We start from the raw sequence: 25,769 nt of genomic DNA, 5'->3' as shown, positions 1-25,769 counted from the left end.
AAGTCCTCGCCGATCTACGGCATGCCGGTGTTCGACGTCGACAAGGCCAAGACGATCTTCTTCGTCAAGCGCTCGATGGGCGGGGTCGGCTATGCTGGCGTCGACAACGACGTGTTCTACATGGACCAGACGATGATGTTGCTGGCCGATGCCAAGAAGATGGTCGAGGATATCGTCAAGTCGCTCGGGCATTAATCGGCAAGAAGCACGTGTTGCGCGGCATCCTTCGACAGGCTCAGGATGAGCGGGTCTGGGGTGCCGCGTTGTTGCTTTGCGTCGCAGCGTGCGCACCGGCCAAGCTGGCGGAGGGCCGCGTGAAATCCGCGCTGGTCGATGCGGGCATTTCGGATGCGAACGCGGCTTGCATGGCCGAGCGGATGACCGACCGGCTCTCGATCGGGCAGCTCAAGAGGTTGCAGTCGCTGCAGGGTGCAAAGCGCGGGATCGGCGATTATCTGGCGACGGTGCGGCGCTTGGGCGATGCGGAGCTGCTGGGAGTGACGACGAGTGCGGCGGCGTTGTGCGCAACCGGGTTTGCGCCGGAGAAGAAGTCCTAGCCGCAATCCTGCCCCTCGTCGGTTCGACACGAACGGAACTTGTGAGTTGGGGCGCAAAACACCCCTCCCGCTCTGGACCTCGCCCATTCGCTTTCGTAAGGCCGATGCCGACAGGGGCTGTGGAACTCTGGGAGTATCTGACTTTGCGCAAGATCGGGCTTATTGGCGGTATGAGCTGGGTTTCGACCCGGACCTACTACGAAGACATCAACCAGCTCGTCCAGGCACGCACCAACAAGCTGGCGAGCGCGCCGATGCTGATCGAAAGCCTCGATTTCAGCGACTTGGTCCGCCTGTCCACGCCTGAGCAGTGGGACCACGCGGCGCAGGTTCTATCGGACAGCGCGCGTCGTCTCGAACAGGCCGGAGCCACTGCGCTGCTGATCGGCGCAAATTCGATGCACAAGGTCTACGACAAGGTCGCCGAGGCTGTTTCGGTGCCGGTGATCCACATCGCCGACGTTGTCGCCGCGCGGATGAAGCAGGATGGTGTGACCAATGCGACGCTGCTCGGTACGCGCAACGTCGTTATGGAGAGCTTCTACCGCAAGCGCCTCGTCGCACATGGCGTGACGCTGATTGCTCCGGTGATCGAGGATGTTGAGGAAGTCGACCGGATCATCTATGAAGAGCTGATGCACGGCAAGGCGACGCGCGCTGCCGAGCGGACGTTCAAGACCATGCTGACGACGATGGGCCAGCAGGGCGCGCAGGCGGCCGTGCTTGGGTGCACTGAACTCGACATGGTGATCGACGTCGATGCCAATGTCCTGCCGATCTATGACGGCACCCGGATCCACGCGTCAGCGGCGGTCGACTGGATACTCGGCTAGCCTGATGCACAACGGAGGCCGCGCGCCTTATGCCAGTGATCCCGACCGTTCGCGAGGACGCGAATTTGTGTTGGACGATGGCGCGGCGCGGGGGCCACGCAGTGCGTTCCAGCGCGACCGCGACCGGATCATCCATTCGATCGCGTTCCGGCGCCTTCGCCACAAGACGCAGGTGTTCATCGCGCCCGACGGCGATCACTACCGCGTCCGCCTGACCCACAGCCTGGAGGTAGCCCAGATCGGTCGGGTGATCGCGCGCGCGCTGGGGCTTGACGAGGACCTGACTGAGGCGCTGTGCCTGGCGCACGACATCGGCCATCCGCCGTTCGGCCATGCGGGCGAGGATGCGCTCGAAGCCGCCATGGCGCACGCGGGCGGGTTCGATCACAACGCCAATACCTTGCGCGTGCTGATGCGGCTCGAAAGTCCCTATTGCGGGCACGAAGGGTTGAATCTCTCGTGGGAGACATTGGAGGGACTGGCCAAGCACAACGGGCCGATCCTGAAGCCGGGCTGGGCGTTGTCGGAACTGGACGCGGCCTATCCGCTCGCCCTTGGAACGTTCGCCTCGCTCGAAGCGCAAGTCGCGGCGATTTCCGACGACATCGCCTATGATAACCACGACATCGACGATGGCTTGCGTGCAGGATTTCTGTCGCTTGATGATCTGATGGAACTGCCCAGCGTGGCGGATCAGTGGCGACAGATCGAGGCGCGCTATCCACGCGCGCCGCAGGACCGCATGTTGCGCGAGCTGGTGCGCGGCCAGATCGGCCGGATGGTCAACGATGTGATCGCAGAGAGCCGCGCGCGGATTGCCGAGAGCGGGGTCGCCAGCGTCGAGGACGTTCGCGCTGCTGGCCGCCCGCTCGCCACGTTCTCGTCTGCGATGGGCGACGAGGAGCGCGCGCTCAAGCGGTTCATGTACGAGAGATTGTACTTGCACGAGGAGCAGCGAGGGACGGCGGACCGCGCTGCTGAGGTGATTTCGGCCCTGTTCGCCGCTTATGCCGAGGACCCTGCCTTGCTGCCACCGAGCTGGCGCGCTGGCCTGCCAGAAGCGGAGCCTGCCAAAACGCGGCATATCGCCGATTTCATCTCGGGCATGACCGACCGCTATGCCATCGACAGCTACGTCCGCCTGTTCGGGCGCGTGCCGGAGGGCCTGAAGAATGTCTGAGCAGACCCGCGTGGTCCTTGTCGGCGCGACCGGCCTGATCGGTCGCGCTGTCATGGCCGAGGCGGTCGGACGCGTGGATATTCATCTGGTTGCCGTGGCCCGCCGCGAGGTGCGGTTGCCGCCGGGTGCGCGGATGGAACTGCTGCTATCGGATACCGAACACTGGCCCGATGCGATCGCGGCAGGGCGTCCGCATGCGGTCGTGATTGCGCTTGGCACCACGATCAAGGCAGTCGGCGGCGACAAGGCCGCGTTCCGCGCGGTAGATCATGATCTGGTGCTTGAATCCGCCCGCGCGGCCAAGGAGGCTGGGGCGCGGCAACTGATCGTCGTGTCCTCGGTCGGCGCCCAGTTTTCGTCGAAGAACTTCTATCTCTCGGTCAAGGGGGAGGTCGAAGACAAGCTGGCCAAGCTGCGGTTCGACCGGCTCGACATCATTCGCCCCGGTTTGCTGCGCGGGAAGCGCGAGGGTGCGGCACGTCCCGCTGAGCGCATCGGCATGGCACTAAGCCCGCTGCTCGATCCGTTGATGCTGGGCTCGCTGAGCAAGTACCGCTCGGCAAAGGACAGCGATCTTGCCCGCGCGATCCTCGCGTTGACCGGTGATACCCGTCGTGGCCGTTTCGTTCACGAGCATGATGAACTGCGCCGCATCCTGCGTCGGGGATAAGCCTTCGGGCATCAGGTTGACTTAACCTCGCACCGCAGCGAGAAGGCTCGCGTCGCTGGTCGCGCGGGAGAGCTCTCTCGATTCGTCAGTATCGAGAGACGCCGAAGGAGCAACCGCCCCGGAATCTCTCAGGCAAATGGACCGCGTGGGTCGATAGCGACGCTCTGGAAAGTGCTACTTCCCGTACGGGAGGGGCCGCCGAAGGGGTAACCCCGCACAAGCCCTCTTCTCGGGAGAGGAGGGTGGGGGAAAGCTCTCAGGTTTCCGTGACAGAGGGGGCGCCGAATGGCGTCTGAACTGTACGGGACACTGATTTGTGAGCGACACATACAATAATTCTGAAGGTGCGAACGTCGATATCGACGGTGACGAGTTGATCGGCACCCTGACCTTGCCGCTCGATTCCTGGCACCGCGCACGCGATGGCCGCGTGGTGGAATTCGCGGGCTACTGGATGCCGGTCCAGTACAACGGCGAAGGCGGCGGGATTATCGCCGAGCACCTGTGGACGCGCACAAGCGCCGGCTTCTTCGACGTTTCGCACATGGGCCAATTGTACATCTCGGGCGAGGGCGTCGAAGCTGCGCTCGAAGCGGTGTTGCCGATCGACCTGTCGACGCTGCCCGTGGGCGGCGTGCGCTATTCGCTGCTGCTGAACGAGACGGGCGGCATTCTCGACGACCTGATGGTCACGCGCTGGGGGACGGGGTTCTACCTCGTCGTCAACGGCGCGACCAAGTGGGATGACATCGGAACGTTGCGTGAGGCTCTGCCCGACAATGTGACGCTCAATCACCTCGACGATACCGCGCTGTTCGCGTTGCAAGGACCGATGGCTGCCGAGGCGCTGGAGCCGCTCGTGACCGGCGAGCAGCCGCTGTCGGCGCTTACGTTCATGCGCGGCGCGGCGTTCAAGCTCGGCGGGATCGACGCGTGGATCAGCCGCTCGGGCTATACCGGTGAGGATGGTTTCGAAATCTCGGTTCCGGGTGAGAACGCGGCAGAGCTTGCCGACCTGATCTGCGCCCAGCCTCAGGTCCGCCCGATCGGGCTCGGTGCGCGGGATTCGCTGCGGCTCGAGGCGGGCCTGCCGCTTTACGGGCACGACATGAACGAGGACGTCGATCCGGTCAGCGCCGATCTGCTGTTCGGTATCAACAAGCGCCGCCGCAGTGAAGGTGGCTTCCCCGGTTGCGATGTCATCTTGCCTTTGATCGCCAGTGGCGCACCGACGCGCCGCGTCGGCCTCCTGATCGACGGACGCATGGCCGCCCGCGAAGGCGCCAAGGTCCTGAACGGCGACGTCGAAGTCGGCACGGTCACCTCGGGTGGCTTCTCGCCCAGCCTTGAACGACCGATCGCCATGGCATTCGTAGCCAGCGAACTTGCCGTCTCCGGCACATCCCTTTCCATCGATGTACGGGGCCGCAAACTTGCCGCCACGGTCGCACCGATGCCCTTCGTTCCCCATCGCTACCATCGCAAAGGAGCCGCATGATGACCCGCTATTTCACCAAGGACCATGAATGGATCGCGGTAGAAGGCGACGAAGCGACGGTCGGGATCACCGACTATGCGCAAGGCCAGTTGGGTGACATAACCTTCGTCGAAGTGCCCGGTGTCGGTGCCGAAGTCGGCAAAGGCGATGCCGCCTCGGTAGTCGACAGCGTCAAGGCTGCGTCCGATGTCTACGCGCCTGTTTCGGGCACGGTTACGGTGGTCAACGATGCGCTCGAAGACCAGCCCGAACTGGTCAACACCGACCCCGAGGGCGAGGGCTGGTTGTGGAAAATGACCCTGTCCGACACCGCCGAACTCGACAGCCTGATGGACGAGGCTTCGTACCAGTCGTTCATCTCGGGATTGTAAACCGATGCGCTATCTTCCCCTGACCGACGCTGATCGCGATGCGATGCTGGCGGTGATCGGCGCGGGCTCGGTCGACGAGTTGTTCGCCGATGTGCCCGCCGCCGCGCGCCTTGCCGAGCCGATCGCTGGCCTGCCCAATCATGCCAGCGAAATGGCGGTCGAGCGTCACATGGCGCGGCTGTCGGCCGACAACCTGACTGCCGGTGCCGCGCCGTTCTTCCTGGGCGCAGGCGCGTACCGCCATCACATCCCCGCCAGCGTCGATCACATGATCCAGCGTGGCGAGTTCCTGACGGCCTATACGCCGTATCAGCCGGAAATCGCGCAAGGCACGCTGCAGGTGCTGTTCGAGTTCCAGACGCAGGTCGCGCGGCTGTTCGGTACCGATGTCGCCAATGCCTCGCTATACGATGGTTCGACGGCGTGCTGGGAAGCGATCGCCATGGCGGCGCGCATTACCAAGCGCAACAAGGCGATCATCTCGAGCGGGCTGCACGCGCACTACGTCGAGACAGCACGCACGATGGCGAAGTTCACTGGCGACGAGCTGGTCACGAGTGCGCCTGAGCTTGTCGCCGAACCCGACGATGCGGCTGTGATCGCCGCCATTGATGGCGGAACGTCGTGCGTTGTCGTGCAGTATCCCGACGTGCTCGGGCGGATTCCTGATCTGGCAGCGATTGCGCAAGCCGCTCAGGCCAAGGGCGCGCTGCTGATCGCGGTCGTGACCGAGCCGGTCGCGCTCGGACTGCTCGAAAGTCCAGGCAGCCTTGGCGCCGACATCGTGGTGGGCGAGGGCCAGTCTATCGGCGTCGGGCTGCAATTCGGCGGGCCTTACCTTGGCCTGTTCGGGTGCCGCGAGAAGTTCCTCCGCCAGATTCCCGGTCGGCTCTGCGGTGAGACCGTCGATGCGGATGGCAAGCGCGGTTTCGTGCTGACGCTGTCGACGCGCGAACAGCACATCCGCCGCGAGAAGGCGACGAGCAACATCTGCACCAACTCCGGGCTGTGCGCGCTGGCATTCTCGATCCACATGACCTTGCTGGGTGGGGAGGGGCTGTCGAAGATGGCCAAGGCCAGCCACATGCGCGCGCGTCAGACGGCAGAGCGCCTGTCCGCGATTCCGGGCGTGGCGGTGATCAACCGGCACTACTTCAACGAGTTCGCCGTCACCCTTCCGCACGACGCGCGGCAGGTTGTGCGTGATCTTGCCGACCGGCAAGTGCTCGGCGGCGTGTCGCTGGGACGGCTTTACCCGCACGTCGACGCGCTGTCTGGCGGTCTGCTGGTCGCAGCGACCGAGTGCACGACCGACGAGGATATCGAAACATTCGCCACGACGCTCGCGGAGGTGCTGGCATGAACGAACTGAACCCCTCGGGCTGGCGTCCGGCGATGGGCGCGTCTGCCCCCCCTGATACCATCGAGACCTTCACCGGAAATCGCGCGCTGCAGCTTGAGGAAGCGCTGCTGTTCGAACTCGGCTCGCCCGACCGTTCGGGCGTCGACTTCGACGATATACCCGATTTCGATACGGCGCTGCTCGGCCCCAACGCGCGCAAGGCGCGGCTTGATCTGCCAGGCCTGTCCGAGCCCGAGACGGTGCGCCACTATACCCGCCTGTCGCGGCAGAACTATGCGATCGACCTCGGGCTGTTTCCGCTGGGATCGTGCACGATGAAGCACAATCCGCGACTGGACGAGAAGGTCGCGCGGTTCCCCGGTTTTGCCGATGTGCATCCGCTGCAGCCCGTGCAGACGGTGCAGGGCGCGCTTTCGGCGATCAACGAACTCGCGGTGTGGCTGATCGAACTGACCGGGATGCACGGCGTGGCGATGACGCCCAAGGCAGGCGCCCACGGCGAATTGTGCGGGCTGCTGTGCATTCGCGCCGCGCTCGAAGCCAAAGGCGATCCGCGTGCGGTGATTCTTGTGCCGGAAAGCGCACATGGCACAAATCCTGCCACTGCAGCTTTTGCAGGCTACCGCGTCGAGAATATCCCGGCGACTACGGACGGTCGCGTCGATGTCGACGCGCTCAAGGCTCGGCTTGGGCCGGACGTTGCAGGCGTGATGATCACCAATCCCAACACCTGCGGGTTGTTCGAGAGCGAGCTCAAGAATATCGCCGATGCGGTCCATGCGATCGGTGGCTACGTCTACTGTGATGGCGCAAACTTCAACGCGATCGTCGGGCGGGTGCGTCCGGGCGATCTTGGCGTCGATGCGATGCACATAAACCTGCACAAGACGTTCTCGACCCCGCACGGTGGCGGTGGTCCGGGTTCGGGGCCGGTGGTGCTGTCCGAGGCGCTCAGCCCGTTCGGTCCGCTGCCGTTCACGTCACGGCAGGCCGACGGCTCGATGAAGCTGATCGAAGAAGAGCAGGCGCATGAAGAGCACCCGCAGGCGTTCGGCCGCATGTGTGCGTTCCATGGCCAGATGGGCATGTTTACGCGTGCGCTGACCTATATCCTCAGCCACGGCGCTGACGGACTGCGTCAGGTGTCGGGAGATGCCGTGCTCAATGCCAATTACATCCTGCGCAGCCTCGAAGATGTGCTGGATGCGCCGTTCGGGGCGGCAGGCCCATGCATGCATGAGGCACTGTTCAGCGACGATGGCTTTGCCGAGGGCTTTACGACGCTCGATCTGGCCAAAGGGCTGATCGACGAGGGCTACCACCCGATGACGGTGTACTTCCCGCTGGTCGTCCATGGCGCGATGCTGATCGAGCCGACCGAGACCGAGAGCAAGGCGGGGCTCGATCAGTTCATCGGCGCGATGCGTTCACTGGCGGAGCGGGCAAGGGCAGGGGACGAACTGCTCAAGTCGGCACCGCACCTTGCGCCACGGCGGCGGCTCGACGAGACGCTCGCCGCGCGCAAGCCGAAGCTGGTGTACAAGCCTGCATGATACGAAAAAGGGCCGCACCGGACATGCCGGGCGGCCCTTTCTAACTGGGACTGCGAAAGCAATCTTAGTTGATTGCGTCCTCGGTGGTCTTCGAGACCGACTTGAGGTCATCGCCAGCACCCTTGACGGTGTTGCAGGCGGTGGCGCCGAGCAGAAGGCCACCCATCATCGTGGCCATTACAAACTTGCGGATCATGGTTTTCACCCTTTCGAATACCGGGATAACACGCCGTGCGGCGCGTCACGGACTGGACGTGGTGAGAACGCTGGAGTGGGTGAGCGGTTCCGTCAGGCCTTGAGCTCGTCTGCGCGCGCCTTGCCGAGCATGCGTTCACGCCAGATTATCAGCAGACTGGCGCCTATAATGATCGGTGCACCGATCCATGTGGAGGCTGGGGGGAGGTGGTTGAAAATCAGCCAGCCCCAGAATGTCGCCCAAGCAAGCTGGACATAGTCCACGACGATGACGCTGGATACCGACCCATAGCGTAACGAAGATGTCATCGCGATCTGAGCACAGAGTCCGGTAATGCCGATCCCGCCGAGCATGAGCCAGCCGACCAGATCATGGCTCACGCCCGTCGTCAGCAGGAACAGGCCCAGCACGGGCGCGCTGAAGGCCGAAAAATAGAAGACCACCGTCACAGGCTCTTCGGTGCGGCTCAGGTCGCGAACCTGGATCGTCACGAGAGCGACCATGAGCGCCGCGCCAATCCCGACTGCCACGCCGGAAAGGGGCAGGTTCGTCGTATCCGGACCGGCAATGACCAGGACACCCAGCAACCCCACCGTCACGGCCATCCAGCGCCACACACCGACCTGTTCCTTGAGCAGCACGGCTGCCAGGATCACGGCAAACATCGGCGTGGTGAAGCCCAGAACTGTAGCCTCGGCGAGGGGCAGCAGCCGCACGACGCCCAGTGTCAGGAACATCCCGGTGCCGCCAATCAATGCTCTGCGTGCATGAATCCACGGTCGCTGCGTTCTCAGCCGGCCAAGCTCACCGCGCGTAGCCAGCCAGCCGAAGATCAGGACCGTGGGCACTGCTTGCCGCCAGAACAGCGTTTCGGAGAGCGCGATACCCCGCTCTCCGGTGAGCTTGACCAGAAGCAGCATGACGGAAAAGAGGATCGTAGCCAGAAAGCGCAGGAAAAGCGCGAAAATCGGGCGGTCATGCGATGGCATGGCAAGCCCTTAGGCGATGAGGTCTTGCGATCAAGTAGTTAGTTGACCATGGCGCGCGCGATGGATGACTGGTTCGCGCATATCTGGGAGTTTCACGCAGTGACGGGCGCGATCGCGCTCGTTCTTGCGCTGGTCGCGACTTGGGCCGAACGCCGTCGGCTGCGTCGAACGAACCTCGACGCTGTAGGGTTCATGCCGTGGACCGTGATCTATCTGATCGCATTCCTTGCCGCCGTCGTCCTGCTTGGCCTGGCGGCAAGAGAATGGTTCGCGACGCCTTAGAGGCAAGCTTCCAGATAGGCCTGATCGAAGCCGTACTGGCGCGCCTTTTCCAAGGTGTACGGACGCAGGCCCGACGAGCGGAATTCACCGATGATCTTGCCTTCGTCGGTTTCGTCGAGATACTCGAACTTGAACAGTTCCTGCGTCACGATCACATCGCCTTCCATGCCGATCACTTCGGTCACGTTGGTCGTGCGGCGCGAACCATCGCGCAGGCGCTTGACCTGAACGATCAGATCGACCGATTCCGCGATCTGCCGGCTGATGGCTTCCTTGGGGATCTTGATGTCGCCCATCAGGATCATGTTTTCCATACGGCCAAGGCATTCGCGCGGGGAGTTGGCGTGAAGCGTGCACATCGAGCCATCGTGGCCGGTGTTCATCGCGGCCAGCAGATCGAAACATTCCGCGCCACGAATTTCACCCAAGATGATGCGATCAGGACGCATACGCAGGGCGTTCTTGACCAGATCGCCGATGGTGATCGCGCCCTGGCCTTCAAGGTTTGGCGGACGCGTTTCGAGCGGCAACCAGTGCGGCTGCTGCAGGCGGAGTTCGGCGGCGTCTTCGATAGTCAGCACGCGCTCGCCCGGATCGATCATTTTCGACATGGCGTTGAGCATCGTCGTCTTGCCCGAGCCGGTGCCGCCCGAAATGACGATGTTCATGCGGCAGGCACCAGCGATCTTGAGGCAGGTCGCCATCTTGTCCGACATCGAGCCGAAATCGCGCAACATGTCGATCGTGATCGGCTTTTCGGAAAACTTACGAATCGAGATTGCGGTGCCGCGCAGTGACAGCGGCGGCACGATCACGTTGACGCGGCTGCCGTCCTTGAGGCGGGCGTCGGCCAGCGGCGTGGTCTGATCGACGCGGCGGCCGACCTGGTTGACGATGCGCTGGGCGATCTGGAACAGATGGCTTTCGTCGCGGAAGCGGATTGGGGCGAGCTGGAGCTTGCCCTTCTTTTCGATGTAGGTCTGCTCTGGCCCATTGACCATGATGTCCGAGATGTCCGGATCGTTGAGCAACTCTTCCAACGGACCGAAGCCGAGCAGCTCGTCGATCAGAACCTTTTCGAGCGCGAACTGCTCGCGCCGGTTGAGCGTAACCTTGAGCTCGGCCAGCACTTCCATGATGATCGGCCGGAACTCTTCCGACAGTTCTTCCTTGGTCAGCGTGGCGGCAGCTTCGGGATCGACGCGTTCGAGCAGGCGCGGGAGCACCTGTTCCTTGATCTTGTGGACCGATGCCTCGAAGCCCTCGGCCTGATAATTGCCCTCGTTCACGCCGTTCGCGCGATCGGCCAAGCGGGTCAGCGCATCGGCCTTCAGCGCGTTGGCGCTAACGGGCGCATCGCCGGGATCCATCGCCGGCAGTGGAGGAAACTGGTCGCCACCCATCGGCAGGGGCACGGCCGCCGCCTGCGCCTGCGCCTGCTCCGCGCTCTTCATGGGTCGAGCCACGCCGAACTGCGTCTTTGATGCGCCGGGCGAGCTCGTCACCCCATTGCGTCGACCGAATGCGCTCATTTCGCCAAGACCCCTGCGTACCTGTCTTCAAGGCGAACAACCGGTTGGCCATCCGCAAACTTCTCGACGTGGTGAATAACGTGCAAACTTTGACGTTTTGCTAACGACGGTCCGAGTGCTTGATGCCCGCCATCGCAGCGACAAAACATCGTTAGTGCAATCTTAACGGCGCTCGCGGTACTCGTGCGGGGAAGGGCATTCAGGGGAAATTCGATGCAGATCGCCAAGCAAGTCTATTCGTCATCTGCTCAGGCGATTGCGGCGCTGCCGATGCTCGATGAGTTCTGGCACGGCGCTGCGTCGGCTGATCCTGCGGGCTTGCATCGCTGGTTCGCATCGCTCCTCGCAATTCATCAGCCGGAACGCATGATCCCCTTGGATTGCCCATGGTGGAATGTCGAAGCCACTCTCGAGATCGACGCGTTTCTCAAGACACGCCCTGATGCCCGCGTGTTCGAATACGGATCTGGCGCAAGCACCGCGTGGTTGGCACGCCGTGCTCGCGAAGTGATCAGCGTTGAACATCACGCGGGGTGGCATCAAAGGCTTGGGCAGGTCATTTCAGACCGTCCGAATGTCCGCCTTTGGCATCGTGATCTCGCAGGTCCCGGCTACGTCGATGCGATTGCCGAGGCTGGCGGTGCGTTTGATCTGATCGTGGTCGATGGCCGCCAGCGTAACATTTGTCTCGAGCGCGCAATACCTTTCATGAAGCCTGGCGGGGTGATCTTGTTCGACGATACGGGTCGGCGGCGCTACCGCAGTTCGATCAAGACTTGCGGCCTGAGAGAGCGCCGGCACTTCGGCCGCTCGTATTGCGTACCTTACCCTGACTTCACCAGCATTCTGCATGCCTGAAAGTAATTGGCAGGCCCGCCCTGCTAGCAGCAAACCCCGCTCCTTTCGCGGCAGCGCTGTCCGCTGGGGCGGGTTTGCAGTCTTGACCGCTTGCGCAGGCTTCGTCAGCTACCGGTTGATCCAGCTGGATCCGAGGCAATTGGTCGATCAGGCCTCGTGGCGACTGGGCGCGGCAATGGTCGCTGCCCCCGTCTTGTTTGCGGCATCCGATAAATTGCTGGCCTCTGCGTGGTCCGTCCTTGCAGGCGCGGACGGTTTGGTCGCATCGCGACGGACGGACGCTATCTATGGTCGCGGCGTGCTTGCAAAGTACCTTCCAGGCTCGGTTTTTCAGTACGCAAGCCGTCAGATCGAGGGCGCTAGCGCTGGTCTGCCGCATGGCGCGTTGGCTAAGGCCAGCGTGCTTGAAATCGCATTGCACGTGCCAGCGAGCCTGACCGCAGCCGGCATTGCGCTCGCTCTGGCACAAGTGCCGGTACTTGCGGTCCTCGCCAGTCTGGGCGCTTCGTTTGTTGCAGCCAAGACGCGCAACAAAGTACTGCGTGCTGGCGCGCTCCAGTTCGGTGCGTTCACCTGCTTCGCGATCGCTGCAGCTACCATCGGCACGGCCCTTCTTCCCGGATCGGCAGCGCTCGGGGTGTTTTCGGCGCTGTTTCTCCTGTCCTGGCTTGCCGGCTTTCTTGTTCCGGTGGCGCCAGGCGGATTGGGTGTTCGCGAAGCGGCGTTGTTGGCGTTAGCAGGCTCGCAGTTTCCGGCCGAACCGCTGCTGGCATGCGTGCTGGCACTGCGCGTAGCCTCGATACTGGGGGATGCTCTGTTCGGTGCTATAACGCTTTGGCGCGCTAGCCGAACCTGACTGCTTCCCGGCAGTGCCTATCAGAAATCCTTGAGCACGGGGCCGACCGGTTCCAGCATGCTCGGCCGCGCGAGATGATCGCCCCAGCGCAGTACCACGGAACCATTTTGCAGTCGGACAAAGAGGTGGTTGCCGCGTGCAAGTTGCACCGTCTGGCCAGCGGCAACGACTGCACCGTCGATTCGCGCAGCGCCACCTTCAAGCGTGTAAGTGCCCGGGGCATAAATGGTAAAGCTGGCCTGGTCTGTCCGGGGTTTGAAAGCGTGCCCTGCGACCCAGAGTGGACCCCAGTGTGGGATAAAGCCATCTTTCAAAAGCGCGCGGTCTTCGGGCTTTAGCTCCCAGGCGCCGTCGGGCGTCGTCTGATTGCGTTCAAGCGGCTCTTGGTTGACGATCAGGAGCGGGACGACTTGCATACGCGCAGCTTCTGCCAACGAAGGTTCTAGCCCAGCCATGTACTTGCGAACACCCCACACGGTCATGAAGAAATTGGCTTTTGAAAATTCCGGCACCATTCCCGGAAAGTCAAAGTATGCGACCGGTTGGGGAAAGATCTGATGGACAGCAGCCAGCATCTGCTTTTGCGCAGGCAGCACGCTGCGCGGGGTCGAAACACTTGATGCCATGGCTTGTATAAGCATCGCCGCGATCAGAAATTTCACGCTCACGCTTTTTGCCAACGCTTCCATCCCGATTGCCGCAACCACTGCCACGGGTGGCAGGATGAAGGCGTAAAAGTATGGGAAACTGTTGGCGTAGAACGACACGCACCCGATCGTCGCGAGCATCAGCCACGCGGCGATGCGAAGATTGCGTCCGGGCGCAGTTGCCGAACGTGCCAGCACCGCTGCGGCACGCAACGCGGCAAGCGTCAGCACAGGCGCGGTGAACATCGCCATCAGAAGATAAGGCCAGCGCGGAAACAGTCCGAGGTCGAACATCATCGTGCCGGACGAAGACAGGCTCTTGCTTGCCTCGCGCGCTGCCGGTGGCGGTGCCGAAGGCAATGTGAACCAGCTCGCCAAGGTGAACAGTGCGGCAAATGCTATGCTGAAGAAAATCAGGATTGCCGTCTTGCGGAGCAGGTCCCGCCGATCGGCAGTTTCGTGCCACCGCACCCAAGCCACCGCTAGAAAGGCGGGGGCGTAGAGCACGATCTTGATCGTGACGGCGAATCCCAAACCGATCAGGAACGCGGCGGTGATGATGTTGGCAATGTGCAGTCGGCCACGCAGGAGAATCCATAGGGCCGCCATGAGCGTGGCGGCTGCCATCGGGTCAGCCCTGAACGACATGCCGTGCTGTAAGACGTAGCCTGCAGATATGTAGGCAAGCGTTGCGAGCAGGGCTGCAGTTTTGTTGGCAAAGCGCCGTGCCGTTGCGTAAATTGCGCAGCAGGTCACGATCTCGCAGGCAAGCATGAATACGCGCGCTACGCGGATCTGGTCGACTGCATCTATCTTGAGCCATGCCAGCCAGAAGAAGCCGCGGGCGTAGAACACTTGCAACAATTCGCGCAGTTCACCACGCGCGAAAGCGTGCGCTTCACTCAGGTGAAAGAATTCGTCCCAATTGACCGGTCGGTTCCAGACCAGCTCAATTTGAAGCAAGGCGACGACCGCTAGCGCAAACAGGACCAGTCTTGCTTCCGCACTGGACCTTCCAGCTACGTCGCTCGATGTCATGCGCTACGTTTCCGAAGGCGGTCGTCGGTTGATTTGGCATCGTGTGTCGGATGATCGAACCCGTCGAGACGCTCTTCGAGCGTACGCAGCTTATGCAACGAGGTTTCAAGCAACTTGCGATTGGCACCGATCAGTTCGGCGAGAAGTCCCATCAGGCCGGTTAGCGCGCCGAGCACCAGCAATGCGCCGCCGATGACCAAAGATTGCACATGTCCATCGCCGTCACCCATTGCCCAGAGCACGACAAAACGAAGCATGGGCAGAATGCCGACAAACGCGAGCACGCCACCGATAATCGCGAACGTCCGCAGCGGATTGTAAGTGGCGTAAGCGCGCGCCATCGTCATCAGCTGGCGCGAGATGAACTGCGGGATCGACTTGAACAGCCGCGAAGGTCGCTCGGTCGCGTTTGTGCGGATCGGCACACTGATGATTTTGAACCGCTTGCGTCCGGCTTGGATCAGCATGTCGGTGGTGTAGCTGAACTCGGTGGTAATCGTGATCCGCTGAGCCGCTGCGCGGCTAATTGCGCGAAATCCGCTGACGGCGTCGGTAACATCGGTGCCCGAAAGATTGCGCACAACCGCGCTGCCAAGGCGCTGCAGACCGCGCTTCAAGGGGCCGAAATGCTCGTTGTGGCCAACGCCACGGTCGCCGATCACGATGTCGGCCTCGTGAGCCACAATCGGCGCGACCAGCTTGGCGATGTCCTCGCCGACATATTGGCCGTCGGCGTCGGTGTTGACGATGATGTCGGCGCCCGCAGCGAGCGCCGCGTCCAGACCGCTTTGGAAGGCGGCGGCGAGCCCGCGATTGCGGTGGTGGCGAACGATATGATGCGCGCCAAATCGGCGGGCGACTTCGGCAGTACCGTCCGTACTCCCGTCATCGATGATCAGGATTTCGATCTTGTCGATACCCGCAATGCGGCGGGGCAAGGCGATCAGCGTATGGGGCAGGCTGTCTGCCTCGTTAAGGCAGGGAATCTGGATGATCAGCTTGGTCATGGTGCCCCGATTTCGTCCGTTCGCCGATGGCCCCCGAAGCCGTCGCGTGTCCGTAGTCGTAGGCTCCCATGGTTAACTCTCGGTAAAGTTGCGCCGTCGATGCCCAAGCGATTGCGTGATCTGCGGCTGTGCGTCATGGCGGTTGCGGCGGTGGTCGATCGGGCGGTTGCCCCGATCAACGGGCAGGACGGGCTCAACTTGGCGAATCATTACAAATCCGCGCTGCTTCTGGCTCTGGTCGGCTTTGCGCTGCTCTCGGTCGGCGACGCGCTGGTCAAGACCATGGCGGGCGTCTGGCCGGGGATAGCCATCGGAGCGTTGCGTTACGTGTTCGGCGCAGTCGGACTGGGCGTGGCCTTGCTCGTGCGCGAAGGGCGGGCAGGGTTTAGATTTCCGCGCCTGCGCTGGCAGATCGTGCGCGGAGCCAGTGTTGCCGTATCGGCTATGTCGTTCTTCACCGCAGTGCAGGTGATGCCGATCGGTGAGGCGACCGCGATTTCGTTTACGAGCCCGATGATTACCGCGCTTCTGGCAGCCCTGATCTTGCGCGAGCCGATGCGCAAGGAGACGTGGATAGCGAGCGGGATGGCCTTTGTCGGTGTGTTGGTAATCCTGCGACCGAACTTCCTGATGCTCGGCCCGGCAGCACTGTTGCCGGTGATTGCCGCCACCGGGATGGCGCTGCTGATGATCGCCAACCGGAAGGTCGCGGGCATGGGGAGCGCGTTGTCCATGCAATTCAACGTTGCGCTGATCGGGGCGATCTGTCTTGTTTCGGCGACGGTTGCTGGCCATTTCGGCGGCCTCGCTTTCATGCAACTCACCGTTCCGCCAGCGTCGGTTGCGATAAAATCCGTTGCGATCGCCGTGACGGCCAGCACCGCGCACATGCTCATCTACCTTGCAACGACACGCGCTGGTCCTGCAGCCATCGCGCCGATGACCTACGTCCAATTGTTGATGGCCGGAATGTTTGGATGGGTCCTGTTCGGCGAGCGGCCCGATTTTGCTGCGGCGACCGGGTCGCTGGTGATCGTTGGCGCAGGAATTTATCTGTGGCGCTCAGGCCGTGCTCCGCCCGAACCCGCAATGACCGATTGACGCGGGTCAGAGCGCAGCGAGCAGCGGCGCCAAATCGTTGAGCAGGACGCTCGGTCGGTCCTTGTCCGGCAGCACGGCGTCGAGCGCCATCATTCCGGTGGCCAGGCCAACAGAGTGCGCGCCGACAGCATTGGCCATGCGCATTTCGAGTGCAGGATCGTCACCCACCACCACGACATGGCCAGCGGCCGAGCGCGGCAGGCGCATAACCTTCATCGCGGTCTCGAACGCCACGAGGGATGGTTTGCCAAGGATGCGCGGGCGCTTGCCGGTCATCGCGGTCAGCATGACGTTGATCGGATAACTGGCTCCGATGGCGCGGCCATTCTCGGCGGCAAAGAACGGCACGTTGCTGGCGGTGACCAGCTTTGCGCCGTTCCATAGCGAGTGGCAGCCGGCCTCAAGCGCCTCGAAGCCGAATTCGCGGAACCACCCGGTGTAGACCGCCTGCACGCCCTCGGCTTCGTCCGATGGGCCGACAACCTCCAACCCCGCATCTATCAAGGGGGCGGCGCAGCCCGCGTTGCCGAGCACGCGGACCTTGGTCAGTCCGGTCCTGGCGAGCCAGACGGCGGCGGACGATGAGGGCGTGAGCATTTGACCATCGTCCACCGGAAGTCCGGCATTGCGCAGCGACTGCGCATAGGCCGCCGGTGGCTTGGCCGTCCCATTGGTGAAGACCACGAACGGCGTGCCGCTGGCCTTCAGCGCCTGCAGGACTTCGATGGCGTGGGGCAGGGCGCGATGCCCGCCGCTTTTGGAATCGCCCAGCGCGATCGTCCCGTCCATGTCGAAGACGTAGCCCGCAGCGTCACTCAGGCGGGCCTTGAAATCAAGTGACAGGGTCAAAGCGATGCTCCGGCGTGAAGGGCCATGCGCAAGCCGCCGCGTTCGACGACGATATCGCGCGCATGGGGCCGTGCCGCGAGCTGCCGCAGAAGGGAAATGATCGGGGCGGCTTCCGGCGTATAGGTGGAACGCGAGGGCCCCGCAGCCAGCATCGCGTCGACCTGCTCACCCGGCATGACCGCCCGGAGCAGAAACTCCTCGTCGGGCAGGTGGCTGCCGAACTGGCGGCGCAGGTCGGCGACCGCAGGGAACATCGGTTCATTTTCCAATTCGCGCGAGCGCGGCCGGTCCATGATCGTGGCCAGCACAGCCGGGTCGACCGGCGAGGTCGGCTTGCCGAATTTGCCCATGCAATAGCGGATCACCTGGTCGGAAACCTGCGCGTAACGGCGATCGCCGATCACGTTGAACAGCGCCTGGGTCATGACCATCTGCGGGAAGGGCGTGACCATGATCGGGTAGCCGAGATCGGCGCGGACCTGCCCGGTTTCCTCGATCACCGCGTCCATACGGTCGGCAAGACCCAATTCTTCGAGCTGACGCGCGATCGTGGTCATCACCCCGCCTGCGATTTGATGCCGCAGGAAGCTGGCGTCGAAGTTCTGCGGACGACCGGGCGGGAGACCTTCTGCCGCGGCGACCTTGTTCCAGTAGGTGGTCAATCGGGCGAGCGCGGGTTTGTCGATGCCGACCAAAAAGCCTGCTTCTTCGAGGTTCGCAACCATACGGTTGGCTTCCGGAAGCGACGATCCATCGCCACCTGCGCCAACGCCGACATGGATCGCCGAGACGCCGAGCCGTGCGGCTTCAAGGCTCGACAGCATGCCTTGGCCGACGGTGGTATGCGCGTGGATCTCCAGCGCCTTGTCGCCGATCACCGCCTTGATCGCAGGCACGAGAGTGCGCACGCGGTCGACGCTGAGCAGCCCCGCAGGGTCCTTGATATAATACAGGTCGATGTCGGCGCTTTGCCCGACCGCCATGGCGAAATTCGCGTAGAATTCGTCGGTATGGATCTCGGACAGGGTGAACGTCAGCGCGCACATCACCTCGGCGTCGCCTTCGGCTTTCACTAGCCTGGCCGCCTCGATCACCGCCGGAACTTCGTGCATCGGGTCGAGCAGGACGAACCGCCCGACGCCGTTCGCCTGAAGCGCGCGGTAGACCAGACGCATGAATTCGGGGTCGGCCTGCTGCCACGCGATGAAGCGCAGGCCCGTGGTGATGAACTGTAGCGGCGTGGTCGGCATCGCCGCGCGCATCCGCCGCATCCGCTCCCACGGATCGTTGCGGAAATAGCGCACGGCCACGGCCATATGGCTCGACGAGCTGAAGTCAATCGCGCGAAAGCCGCAGGCCTCGGTCAACGCGGCGGCCTGCAGCATATGCGCGGTATTGAGGCCGGTTGCGCCCCACAGGCTCTGATTGCCGTCGCGCATGGTGACGTCGACGAGGCGGATTTCGGTCATTTGGCAAGGCCTGCAAGGAAGCCGGTATCGACGCCGCCTGCGATAAAGCGCGGGTCTGCGGCGATGCGGCGATGGAGTGGTGTAGTGGTGGGCAGCCCCTCAATGACCAGCGTGTCGAGCGCCTTGCCGAGCCGTTCGACGGCCTCGGCGCGCGACTTCCCATGGACGATCAGCTTGCCCATCAGTGAGTCGTAGTACGGCGGAACTTCACCACCATTGGTGATGTGCGTATCGACGCGGACGCCCGCGCCTGCGGGCCACGCCGCGCGAACGACACGGCCTGGCGACGGGCGAAAGTCGAGCTCGGGGTCCTCGGCATTGATGCGTACTTCGATCGCGTGCCCGACCGGGCGGACCATTGCCTGCGTCAGGCCAAGGGTCTTGCCGCTTGCGATGAGCAACTGCTGCTCGACGATGTCCACTCCGGTGATCGCCTCAGTGACGGGATGTTCGACCTGGATGCGGGCGTTGAGCTCAAGGAAGAAGAACGAGAAATCATCGGCATCGACGAGGAATTCGGCCGTTCCCGCGCCGCGATAGGCGATGTGGCGGGCGAGCTGAACCGCCGCGTCCTCGATCGCGGCGCGTGCCGACTCGGGCATGGCCGGGGCAGGGGCTTCCTCGACCAGTTTCTGAAAGCGTCGCTGGATCGAGCAATCGCGGGTTCCAAGGTGAATCGCGCTGACGCCATCACCGAGGATCTGCACTTCGACATGTCGCCCGCGCGCGACGAAACGTTCGACATAGACCGCAGCATTGCCGAACGCGGCCTGTGCCTCGGCCTGCGCCATGTCGAGCGCGGTATCGAGCTCGCCAGCATGATCGACGCGGCGCATGCCCTTGCCGCCGCCACCCGCGACCGCCTTGAGCAACAGCGGATAGCCGGTTTGCGCAGCACGTGCGTGCACATCGGCGCGGGTTGCAGCTTCGCCACCCTGCAGCACCGGGAGTCCCGCCTCGACCGCAAGCGCGCGGGCTGCGAGCTTGTCGCCCATACCTTCGAGCGTCACGATTTCAGGGCCGACAAAACGCATTCCCGCAGCGATTACCGCGCGGGCGAACGCCGCATTCTCGGACAGGAATCCGTAGCCCGGATGGACCGCGTCGCATCGCGCAGCGATCGCGGCGGCGACGACGCGCTCGATTACCAGATAGCCTTGCGATGATGGTGCGGGGCCGACCAGCGCAACCTCGTCGGCCATCATGGCAGGTAGCGAGTTCATGTCGGCCTGCGATGCGCCGAGCACGGTCTCGATGCCCATGCGCTGCGCGGTGCGGACGATCCGCAGGGCGATTTCGCCACGATTGGCAATGAACAATCGCCGGATCATGCGAGCCGCACCAGCGCCTGCCCCTTGGTGACCAGCGTCCCGTCGGTGATGAAGATTTCCGCGATCGTGCCGCTTCGCCCGGCATGGACCGGGTTCATCAGCTTCATCGTCTCGATGATGCCGATGACGGTTTCCTCCCCTACCGTGTCACCAGCGTTCACGAACGGTGGGGCGCCGGGCTGTGGCGAACGATAGAACGTACCCGGCAACGGTGAACAGATTGCCGCAGGATCGGCCTGCACGCCTGCAACATCCGCAGCAATTTCGCCCGACGCTCCAGCCCATTGCCATTCCTGCGTCAGTCCATCTTGGGCGCCGTCACCTTTGGCCACGCGCAGGCGGAAGCGGCGTGTGGACAGGTCGAGTTCGCGGAAACCGGAGTGCTCAAGAATCGCTGCAATCTCGGCGACGTCTTCGGCAGTGAGGGGCAGGTCGTCGGACATCTGGCAGTCAGGCCTTTGCAGCCAGCATTTCTCGCGCTGCTGCGGTCACCGCATCGGAGAAAGCTTCGTCGTTGAAGTGGCAATCCACGGCGGTAACCGGCACGTGGTCCGGCATCACCTTGCGCAGATATTCGGCGAAGGGCCCCGGCACCGACAGGTCGAACAAGTGCCCCGCCGCGCTGTCGTGGCTCGAGAAGCCGCGAAGCGGCGTGAACACGCGCACCGGCCCTTTGGCATCCCGCACATTGGCGGCAAGGTGATCGGCCAGCTTTTCGAGATCGGCGGACTTGGTGCGTACTGCGGTCAGTTGCGGGTTGTGCTCATGATAGCGCCGTCCAGGGAACTGCACTTCCGACGATGCCAACGGACCTCCGATGATGAAGTCGGCGTTGCCCGATGCGATGATCGTTGGAATGCCCTTGCGCAGCGCCGGACGCCCGCGATCGGGTCCGGCATCCGCCAGCCCGCCAAACAGGTGATCGATGATCTCTGTCGGCGACAGGTCGAGCACAAGCGCCACATCCTTGTCGATTGCCAGCGCGTCGAGCGTCGGCCCACCCGCGCCAGAGGAATGGAACACCATCACCTCGCAACCATCGGCTTCGAGCGACTGACGGATACGCTTCACGCTGGCTTCGGTCGTGCCGAGCGTCGTGATCAGCACCAGCGGCTTGATCGGGCCGGTATCGGGATCGTATCCATTGGCCATTCCCGCTACTGCATTGGCGGCATTGCGGAATACGTCGCGGCTGATTGTGTTGATGCCCGAGATATCGGTCACCGCGTTCATCATCGCGATGTCCTTGACGCCCATGTACGGCTTGGTGAAACCCGACGCCATGGTCGATACGATCAGCTTGGGCAGGCCGTAAGGGAAGCTTTGCATCAGCGCGCCGGCAAGCGCCGATCCCATCGATCCGCCGACCGCAAGGATGCCCGAGAGCGGCGCATCGGCGTCCCATGCGTGAGCCGCAGCGATTGCGCCGCGGATCATTGCTTCCTGGCATTTGCCTTCGTGGCCGAGCGCGCGGATTTCCTCGATCGTCGTGCCGGCGAACTGCGCAACCACCTCGGGAGATATCTCGGCACCACCGACGCTCCGGCGCACGCTGGGGTCAAGGTGCACCACGTTCACGCCCGCAGCTTCAAGAGCGGCCCGCGTAAAGCGCGCCTCTTCTTCCTTGGTGTCCTGCGTGCAAATGAACAGCACGCTTGGCCTGTCTTTCGGCAGCTCGTCAGTCATGGTTTCCCTCTCCGTCCCCTTAGGCTGCGTCAGCGCGATTGACTTTGCACCTGCCTTTGGTGATTTTGCGTTCCATAAGGTGAAACGCCATCAATGGCGCATGAGGGGCGGGTGATGCTGGAACGCAAGGTCAAGACTGTGCGCGCGCTCGAACGGGGGCTGGACGTTCTCGTTGAAGTGCAGACCCGCAAGGCGGCCAGTCTACATGAACTGCATCTCGCTACGGCGTTGCCCAAGGCCACCTTGCTGCGGATGCTGGTCACGCTAGGGCAGAAGGGTCTGGTGTGGCAGCGCCTCGCCGACGGCGCCTATCTGCCGCATGTCGACAGCATGGAGCGGGTGTCGGTGACGTCATCGTCGCACATTGCCGAAGTCGCCTCGCCGCACATGAAAGCGCTCTCGACCCGTGTGGCTTGGCCCTCGGTCCTGGCCGCCCCGCGGCTCGACCATATGGAGATCATCGAGACCAACAGCCCGTTGTTCAAGCTGGATTCGGCGATCCTCGGTCCGGTTGGGGTCAAGTTGTCGTATATTCATACCGCCACCGGGCGCGCCTATCTTGCGGCGTGCGGCGATGCCGAGCGCGATGCGATCATCGAGCGGTTGCGCCCGCGCAACAGCGCGCAAAGCAGCGACGCCGAACTGCGCCACATCCTTCAGCAGGTGCGGCAGCGCGGCTACGCCACACGCGATCCGCAGCATCCCTGGCCCGACCGGTCGAAGCAACTGGTCCTGCGCGACGGGCGGAGGTCGATGGCCGTACCGATCGTCGTAGCTGGCGCGCCGATCGCGACGATCAACGTGACGTGGCCCGGAAGGCGCGGCGCCGATGACGCGGTCATCCAGCGCCATCTCGATGCATTGAAGGCGACTGCCCGCGCAATCGGCAAAGCGCTCGAGATCAATCCGAATTAACTTTCACTGGGTGAAATTCGTTTGCCTTGCTCATTAATACCGGCGCGATAATCGGCAATGGTATTGTTCAGGGAGATAACAAAAATGCGGCAGTGGCTGGTTCCGGCAGGTTCGACATCGCTGGACGATCTGCGTCTGGTCGACGCGCCCATGCCCGAAGCGGGGCCCGGCGAAGTGCTGGTACGGGTTCGCGCCTGCTCGCTCAACTTCCGTGATCAGATCATTCCGCTCGGCCTGTATATGGGCGGCGTCGTGCAGCAGGACATCGTGCCACTGTCCGACGGTGCGGGTGAAATCGTTGCCTTGGGGCAGGGCGTCACCGCACTTTCCGTCGGTGACAGGGTTGCCGGCACGTTCTTTCAGAACTGGGCGGACGGCCCACCGAATCCCGGTGCTGGCCCCGCGCTCGGCGCGCCGCCGGCAGCAGGAATGTTGCAGGACTATGTGGTTCTGCCCGCCCATGGCGTCGTCCCACTGGCGAGCAGCCTCGATTATGCTCAGGCTGCCTGCCTGCCATGTGCCGGGGTGACTGCATGGAATGCGCTGATGGAAGGCCCGCACCCGGTCGCCGCTGGCGAAAGCGTGCTGGTCCTTGGCACCGGCGGCGTTTCACTGCTTGCTCTGCAGATCGCCAAGGCAGCAGGGGCCCGGGTCATCGCCACATCATCGTCGGATGAAAAGCTCGCGCGGGTCAAGGCGCTCGGCGCCGACCACGTGATCAATTATCGCACGACGCCCGAATGGGGTGCCGAGGCTGCCCGTCTTGCCGGTGGTGGGGTGGACCACGTCGTCGAAGTAGGCGGGGCAGGGACGCTTAAACAGAGCATCGCTGCGGTCGGCTATGCCGGCGAGATCGCGCTGATCGGCGTGCTTACGCGAGAGGGTGACACCAGCCCGCACGGCATGATGTTCAAGGGCGCGACACTGCGCGGAATCTTCGTTGGTTCGAAGGGCATGGCGCAGCGCCTCAACGATTTTGTCGATAGCCATGCGATCAAGCCGATCGTCGACCGCACGTTCGGCATCGAACAGGCGATGGACGCTTATCGCTATCAGTCATCGGCAGCCCTGTTTGGAAAAGTCGTGATCGAAATCTGACGTACAGGCCAAAGCATCACCGGTCCGCAAGCGATCGGGATGCAGGAGAGGAAGACTGATGGGACGAATGCTCGGCTTCGGCCAGGCGATCGGTGGCGTGATCCAGACCGCGTTCGTGGTCGAGGATGTCCGCGCCTCGATCGCGCACTTCCAGCGCGATTGTGCCGCCGGGCCGTTCTTCCTGCTGGACCATTTTCTTAGCGACGGACAGACTTATCGAGGAGCGCAATCGACTGCAGACGTTGCCATCGCAATGGGCTTCGTTGGCCACATGCAGATCGAACTGATCCAGCCTCTCGACGAAAACCCGTCGGTATACCGCGAGACCATTGGCGAGCGGGGATACGGCTTCCACCATTTCGGAGTCGCTTGCGAGGACGTTGATGCCGAAATGGCGGACTACGTAGCGCGGGGATACGCGCTCGCGTTCAAGGCGGCCGTGCCGACAGGGGGCAGCGTCGCCTATCTTGAGGGTGGCAACATGGCAGCACCGGGCTTCCTCGAGCTGATACCGGCGACAGCGGGGATGGACACGCATTTCACGGCCATGTGGCAGGCGGCGCAGGGTTGGGATGGGTCTGATCCTGTCCGCCCATTCGCATGAGCCGGGTCGACCACAACATTGAGGGAACAGAGGCGATGCCGGGTACACAACGCAAGAGCGGCGGCTATCAGGCCTGGGTGGTCGGGCTGCTCAGCCTCAACTTCGGCATCCTGTTCTTCGATCGCAACGCGCTCAACTTCCTGATGCCGTTCGTCCAATCGGACCTGCAGCTTTCGAACACGCAAGTCGGCATGTTCAGTTCGGCGTTGTCGCTGACCTGGGCGTTGTCGGGTCTGGCGGTCGGCCGCATTTCGGACAAGCTGGGTTCGCGCAAGCCGGTGATCGTGATCGCCACGATCGCGTTCTGCCTGTGCTCGCTGATCTCGGGTCTTGCATCGTCATTCCTGATGCTGCTCGGCGCGCGTCTGCTGATGGGTGCGGCAGAGGGCGGGGTGATGCCGGTCAGCCATTCGATGATCGTGGCCGAAGTCGCGCCGGAACGTCGCGGCATGGCGATGGGCGTGGCGCAGAACCTGGGGTCGAACCTGCTCGGATCCGGCCTTGCCCCGCTGCTGCTGGTGCCCGTCGCCGTAGCTTCGGGATGGCGTACCGGGTTCTACCTTGCAGCCGTACCCGGTCTGGTTACCGCTGCGCTGATCTGGTTCACCTTGCGCGAACCGCCGGTCGAGGTGGAGAACCACGCGCATCCCAAGGTTACCCTGCGTGAGGCATTCGCCCATCGCAATGTCATCCTCTGCGCGCTGATCTCGATCCTGCTCGTGTCATATCTCGTCGTATGTTGGGCATTCATGCCGCTCTACCTGACCAAGGCGCGCGGCTTCAGTCCCGAGACGATGAGCTGGTTGATGGCAACGCTCGGCGTTTCGGCCGGCATCGGCAGCTTCGTGGTTCCCGCGATTTCCGACGCAATCGGGCGACGACCGGTGATGATCTTCTTCTCGTTCCTCGGCGTCATCCTGCCGCTCTCAGCCATCTATTATCAAGGGTCGGCTGTCGTTCTGGCTGGGGTGTTCTTCCTTGGCTGGGGGCTGAACGGCCTGTTCCCGATGTTCATGGCGACCATCCCTGCGGAATCCGTCGATCCGCGGCTGACCGCAACACTCACCGGCGTGGTCATGGGTACGGGCGAAGTGCTTGGCGGCGTGCTCAGCCCGTTCTTTGCTGGCACGCTGGCCGATGCCTACGGCTTGACCGCGCCGCTTTGGCTCATGCTCGGGTGCACGATTGCTGCGGGTATCTGTGCGCTCGGGTTGATCGAATCCGCGCCGCGCATCGTTGCCCGGCGCGAGGCACTCGTCCCTGCAGCCGGATTCTGAAACGGGAGA

At 63.2% G+C, this 25,769-nt stretch carries 27 protein-coding genes and 2 riboswitches; of the genes, 17 read left to right on the top strand and 10 right to left on the bottom strand.

Translation table 11 applies throughout. The features are described 5' to 3' along the window. The 9 genes from GGQ88_RS12585 to gcvPB form a co-directional block, all read left to right on the top strand. The coding region (locus GGQ88_RS12585) for an NAD(P)(+) transhydrogenase (Re/Si-specific) subunit beta (RefSeq protein WP_183613716.1) at positions 1 to 195 on the top strand (195 nt) is incomplete at its 5' end. A 17-nt stretch (positions 196 to 212) separates the two neighbouring features. Beyond that, a complete protein-coding gene (locus tag GGQ88_RS12580) occupies positions 213 to 557 on the top strand; it encodes a hypothetical protein (protein ID WP_246385893.1) in 345 nt (114 codons plus the stop codon). A 170-nt stretch (positions 558 to 727) separates the two neighbouring features. After that, entirely contained in the window at positions 728 to 1,390 is a 663-nt protein-coding gene (locus tag GGQ88_RS12575) for an aspartate/glutamate racemase family protein (protein WP_484549391.1), read from the top strand. A 4-nt stretch (positions 1,391 to 1,394) separates the two neighbouring features. Further along, positions 1,395 to 2,570 (top strand): deoxyguanosinetriphosphate triphosphohydrolase, encoded by a 1,176-nt coding sequence (locus GGQ88_RS12570; protein WP_183613714.1) that lies wholly within the window; start codon positions 1,395 to 1,397, stop codon positions 2,568 to 2,570. After that, a complete protein-coding gene (locus GGQ88_RS12565; RefSeq protein ID WP_183613712.1) occupies positions 2,563 to 3,240 on the top strand; it encodes an NAD(P)H-binding protein in 678 nt (225 codons plus the stop codon). Before GGQ88_RS12570 ends, GGQ88_RS12565 begins: the two co-directional genes overlap by 8 nt. Before the next feature lie 54 nt (positions 3,241 to 3,294). Beyond that, positions 3,295 to 3,394: riboswitch (glycine riboswitch) on the top strand. Further along, a riboswitch (glycine riboswitch) is annotated at positions 3,395 to 3,523 on the top strand. 33 nt (positions 3,524 to 3,556) lie between these two features. Beyond that, a complete protein-coding gene (gene gcvT / locus GGQ88_RS12560; RefSeq protein WP_183613710.1) occupies positions 3,557 to 4,738 on the top strand; it encodes a glycine cleavage system aminomethyltransferase GcvT in 1,182 nt (393 codons plus the stop codon). Next, positions 4,738 to 5,109, top strand: coding sequence for a glycine cleavage system protein GcvH (gcvH, locus tag GGQ88_RS12555; RefSeq protein ID WP_183613708.1), 372 nt, complete (start codon positions 4,738 to 4,740; stop codon positions 5,107 to 5,109). Before gcvT ends, gcvH begins: the two co-directional genes overlap by 1 nt. A gap of 4 nt (positions 5,110 to 5,113) precedes the next feature. After that, entirely contained in the window at positions 5,114 to 6,472 is a 1,359-nt protein-coding gene (gene gcvPA / locus GGQ88_RS12550) for an aminomethyl-transferring glycine dehydrogenase subunit GcvPA (RefSeq protein WP_183613705.1), read from the top strand. Further along, on the top strand, positions 6,469 to 8,025 hold the full coding sequence (gene gcvPB, locus GGQ88_RS12545) for an aminomethyl-transferring glycine dehydrogenase subunit GcvPB (protein ID WP_183613703.1): 1,557 nt from the start codon (positions 6,469 to 6,471) through the stop codon (positions 8,023 to 8,025). Before gcvPA ends, gcvPB begins: the two co-directional genes overlap by 4 nt. Positions 8,026 to 8,089: 64 nt before the next feature. Here gcvPB and GGQ88_RS12540 read toward each other — a convergent pair whose 3' ends face one another. Both GGQ88_RS12540 and GGQ88_RS12535 read right to left on the bottom strand, forming a co-directional pair. Beyond that, entirely contained in the window at positions 8,090 to 8,221 is a 132-nt protein-coding gene (locus tag GGQ88_RS12540; RefSeq protein ID WP_183613701.1) for an Entericidin EcnA/B family protein, read from the bottom strand. A gap of 92 nt (positions 8,222 to 8,313) precedes the next feature. Beyond that, entirely contained in the window at positions 8,314 to 9,210 is an 897-nt protein-coding gene (locus GGQ88_RS12535) for a DMT family transporter (RefSeq protein WP_221214644.1), read from the bottom strand. 60 nt (positions 9,211 to 9,270) lie between these two features. On the opposite strand from GGQ88_RS12535, the gene GGQ88_RS12530 reads away from it, so the two are divergent. Continuing rightward, a complete protein-coding gene (locus tag GGQ88_RS12530; RefSeq protein WP_183613699.1) occupies positions 9,271 to 9,492 on the top strand; it encodes a hypothetical protein in 222 nt (73 codons plus the stop codon). Here GGQ88_RS12530 and GGQ88_RS12525 read toward each other — a convergent pair. Further along, positions 9,489 to 11,024, bottom strand: a complete 1,536-nt coding sequence (locus GGQ88_RS12525) for a TadA family conjugal transfer-associated ATPase (RefSeq protein ID WP_183613697.1) — start codon at positions 11,022 to 11,024, stop codon at positions 9,489 to 9,491. The genes GGQ88_RS12530 and GGQ88_RS12525 overlap by 4 nt on opposite strands. 213 nt (positions 11,025 to 11,237) lie before the next feature. Here GGQ88_RS12525 and GGQ88_RS12520 point away from each other — a divergent pair, with 213 nt between their 5' ends. Further along, the gene (locus GGQ88_RS12520) at positions 11,238 to 11,882 is read left to right on the top strand and encodes a class I SAM-dependent methyltransferase (protein ID WP_183613695.1); all 645 of its coding nucleotides are present in this window, start codon (positions 11,238 to 11,240) and stop codon (positions 11,880 to 11,882) included. Next, a complete protein-coding gene (locus GGQ88_RS12515; RefSeq protein WP_183613693.1) occupies positions 11,875 to 12,738 on the top strand; it encodes a hypothetical protein in 864 nt (287 codons plus the stop codon). Before GGQ88_RS12520 ends, GGQ88_RS12515 begins: the two co-directional genes overlap by 8 nt. A 20-nt stretch (positions 12,739 to 12,758) precedes the next feature. On the opposite strand, the gene GGQ88_RS12510 is transcribed toward GGQ88_RS12515, so the two are convergent. Then, on the bottom strand, positions 12,759 to 14,348 hold the full coding sequence (locus GGQ88_RS12510) for a glycosyltransferase family 39 protein (RefSeq protein WP_183613691.1): 1,590 nt from the start codon (positions 14,346 to 14,348) through the stop codon (positions 12,759 to 12,761). Between the two features lie 71 nt (positions 14,349 to 14,419). After that, complete coding sequence (locus GGQ88_RS12505; protein ID WP_183613689.1) at positions 14,420 to 15,430, bottom strand: glycosyltransferase family 2 protein; 1,011 nt, start codon at positions 15,428 to 15,430, stop codon at positions 14,420 to 14,422. A 99-nt stretch (positions 15,431 to 15,529) separates the two neighbouring features. Between GGQ88_RS12505 and GGQ88_RS12500 the strand changes: the two genes are divergently transcribed. Next, complete coding sequence (locus tag GGQ88_RS12500) at positions 15,530 to 16,531, top strand: DMT family transporter (protein WP_246385891.1); 1,002 nt, start codon at positions 15,530 to 15,532, stop codon at positions 16,529 to 16,531. 6 nt (positions 16,532 to 16,537) lie between these two features. Here the strand turns inward: GGQ88_RS12500 and GGQ88_RS12495 are convergent, their stop codons facing one another. The 5 genes from GGQ88_RS12495 to GGQ88_RS12475 are packed head-to-tail and all read right to left on the bottom strand — an operon-like array spanning position 16,538 to position 21,866. Continuing rightward, positions 16,538 to 17,380 carry an HAD-IIA family hydrolase gene (locus GGQ88_RS12495; protein WP_183613687.1) on the bottom strand — a complete coding sequence of 281 codons (843 nt, stop codon included), beginning with the start codon at positions 17,378 to 17,380 and terminating at the stop codon, positions 16,538 to 16,540. After that, positions 17,377 to 18,849 carry a biotin carboxyl carrier protein gene (locus tag GGQ88_RS12490; protein ID WP_183613685.1) on the bottom strand — a complete coding sequence of 491 codons (1,473 nt, stop codon included), beginning with the start codon at positions 18,847 to 18,849 and terminating at the stop codon, positions 17,377 to 17,379. The genes GGQ88_RS12495 and GGQ88_RS12490 overlap by 4 nt, the downstream gene beginning before the upstream one ends. Beyond that, the gene (locus tag GGQ88_RS12485; RefSeq protein WP_183613683.1) at positions 18,846 to 20,180 is read right to left on the bottom strand and encodes an acetyl-CoA carboxylase biotin carboxylase subunit; all 1,335 of its coding nucleotides are present in this window, start codon (positions 20,178 to 20,180) and stop codon (positions 18,846 to 18,848) included. Before GGQ88_RS12485 ends, GGQ88_RS12490 begins: the two co-directional genes overlap by 4 nt. Continuing rightward, the gene (locus tag GGQ88_RS12480) at positions 20,177 to 20,623 is read right to left on the bottom strand and encodes an acetyl-CoA carboxylase biotin carboxyl carrier protein (RefSeq protein WP_183613681.1); all 447 of its coding nucleotides are present in this window, start codon (positions 20,621 to 20,623) and stop codon (positions 20,177 to 20,179) included. Before GGQ88_RS12480 ends, GGQ88_RS12485 begins: the two co-directional genes overlap by 4 nt. 7 nt (positions 20,624 to 20,630) lie before the next feature. Beyond that, positions 20,631 to 21,866, bottom strand: a complete 1,236-nt coding sequence (locus GGQ88_RS12475; protein ID WP_183613679.1) for a Tm-1-like ATP-binding domain-containing protein — start codon at positions 21,864 to 21,866, stop codon at positions 20,631 to 20,633. A 93-nt stretch (positions 21,867 to 21,959) separates the two neighbouring features. Between GGQ88_RS12475 and GGQ88_RS12470 the strand changes: the two genes are divergently transcribed. The 4 genes from GGQ88_RS12470 (at position 21,960) to GGQ88_RS12455 (ending at position 25,760) form a co-directional block, all read left to right on the top strand. Beyond that, positions 21,960 to 22,781, top strand: coding sequence for an IclR family transcriptional regulator domain-containing protein (locus GGQ88_RS12470; RefSeq protein ID WP_246385889.1), 822 nt, complete (start codon positions 21,960 to 21,962; stop codon positions 22,779 to 22,781). A gap of 84 nt (positions 22,782 to 22,865) precedes the next feature. Beyond that, positions 22,866 to 23,879, top strand: a complete 1,014-nt coding sequence (locus GGQ88_RS12465; RefSeq protein WP_183613677.1) for a zinc-dependent alcohol dehydrogenase family protein — start codon at positions 22,866 to 22,868, stop codon at positions 23,877 to 23,879. A 58-nt stretch (positions 23,880 to 23,937) separates the two neighbouring features. Continuing rightward, on the top strand, positions 23,938 to 24,483 hold the full coding sequence (locus GGQ88_RS12460; RefSeq protein ID WP_183613675.1) for a VOC family protein: 546 nt from the start codon (positions 23,938 to 23,940) through the stop codon (positions 24,481 to 24,483). A gap of 35 nt (positions 24,484 to 24,518) precedes the next feature. Next, positions 24,519 to 25,760 carry an MFS transporter gene (locus tag GGQ88_RS12455; RefSeq protein ID WP_183613673.1) on the top strand — a complete coding sequence of 414 codons (1,242 nt, stop codon included), beginning with the start codon at positions 24,519 to 24,521 and terminating at the stop codon, positions 25,758 to 25,760. Positions 25,761 to 25,769 lie beyond the last annotated feature (9 nt).

The organism is Novosphingobium hassiacum, assembly GCF_014196055.1.
In the GTDB taxonomy this organism is placed as follows: domain Bacteria; phylum Pseudomonadota; class Alphaproteobacteria; order Sphingomonadales; family Sphingomonadaceae; genus Novosphingobium; species Novosphingobium hassiacum.
This window is presented reverse-complemented; position numbering and strand designations above follow the sequence as displayed.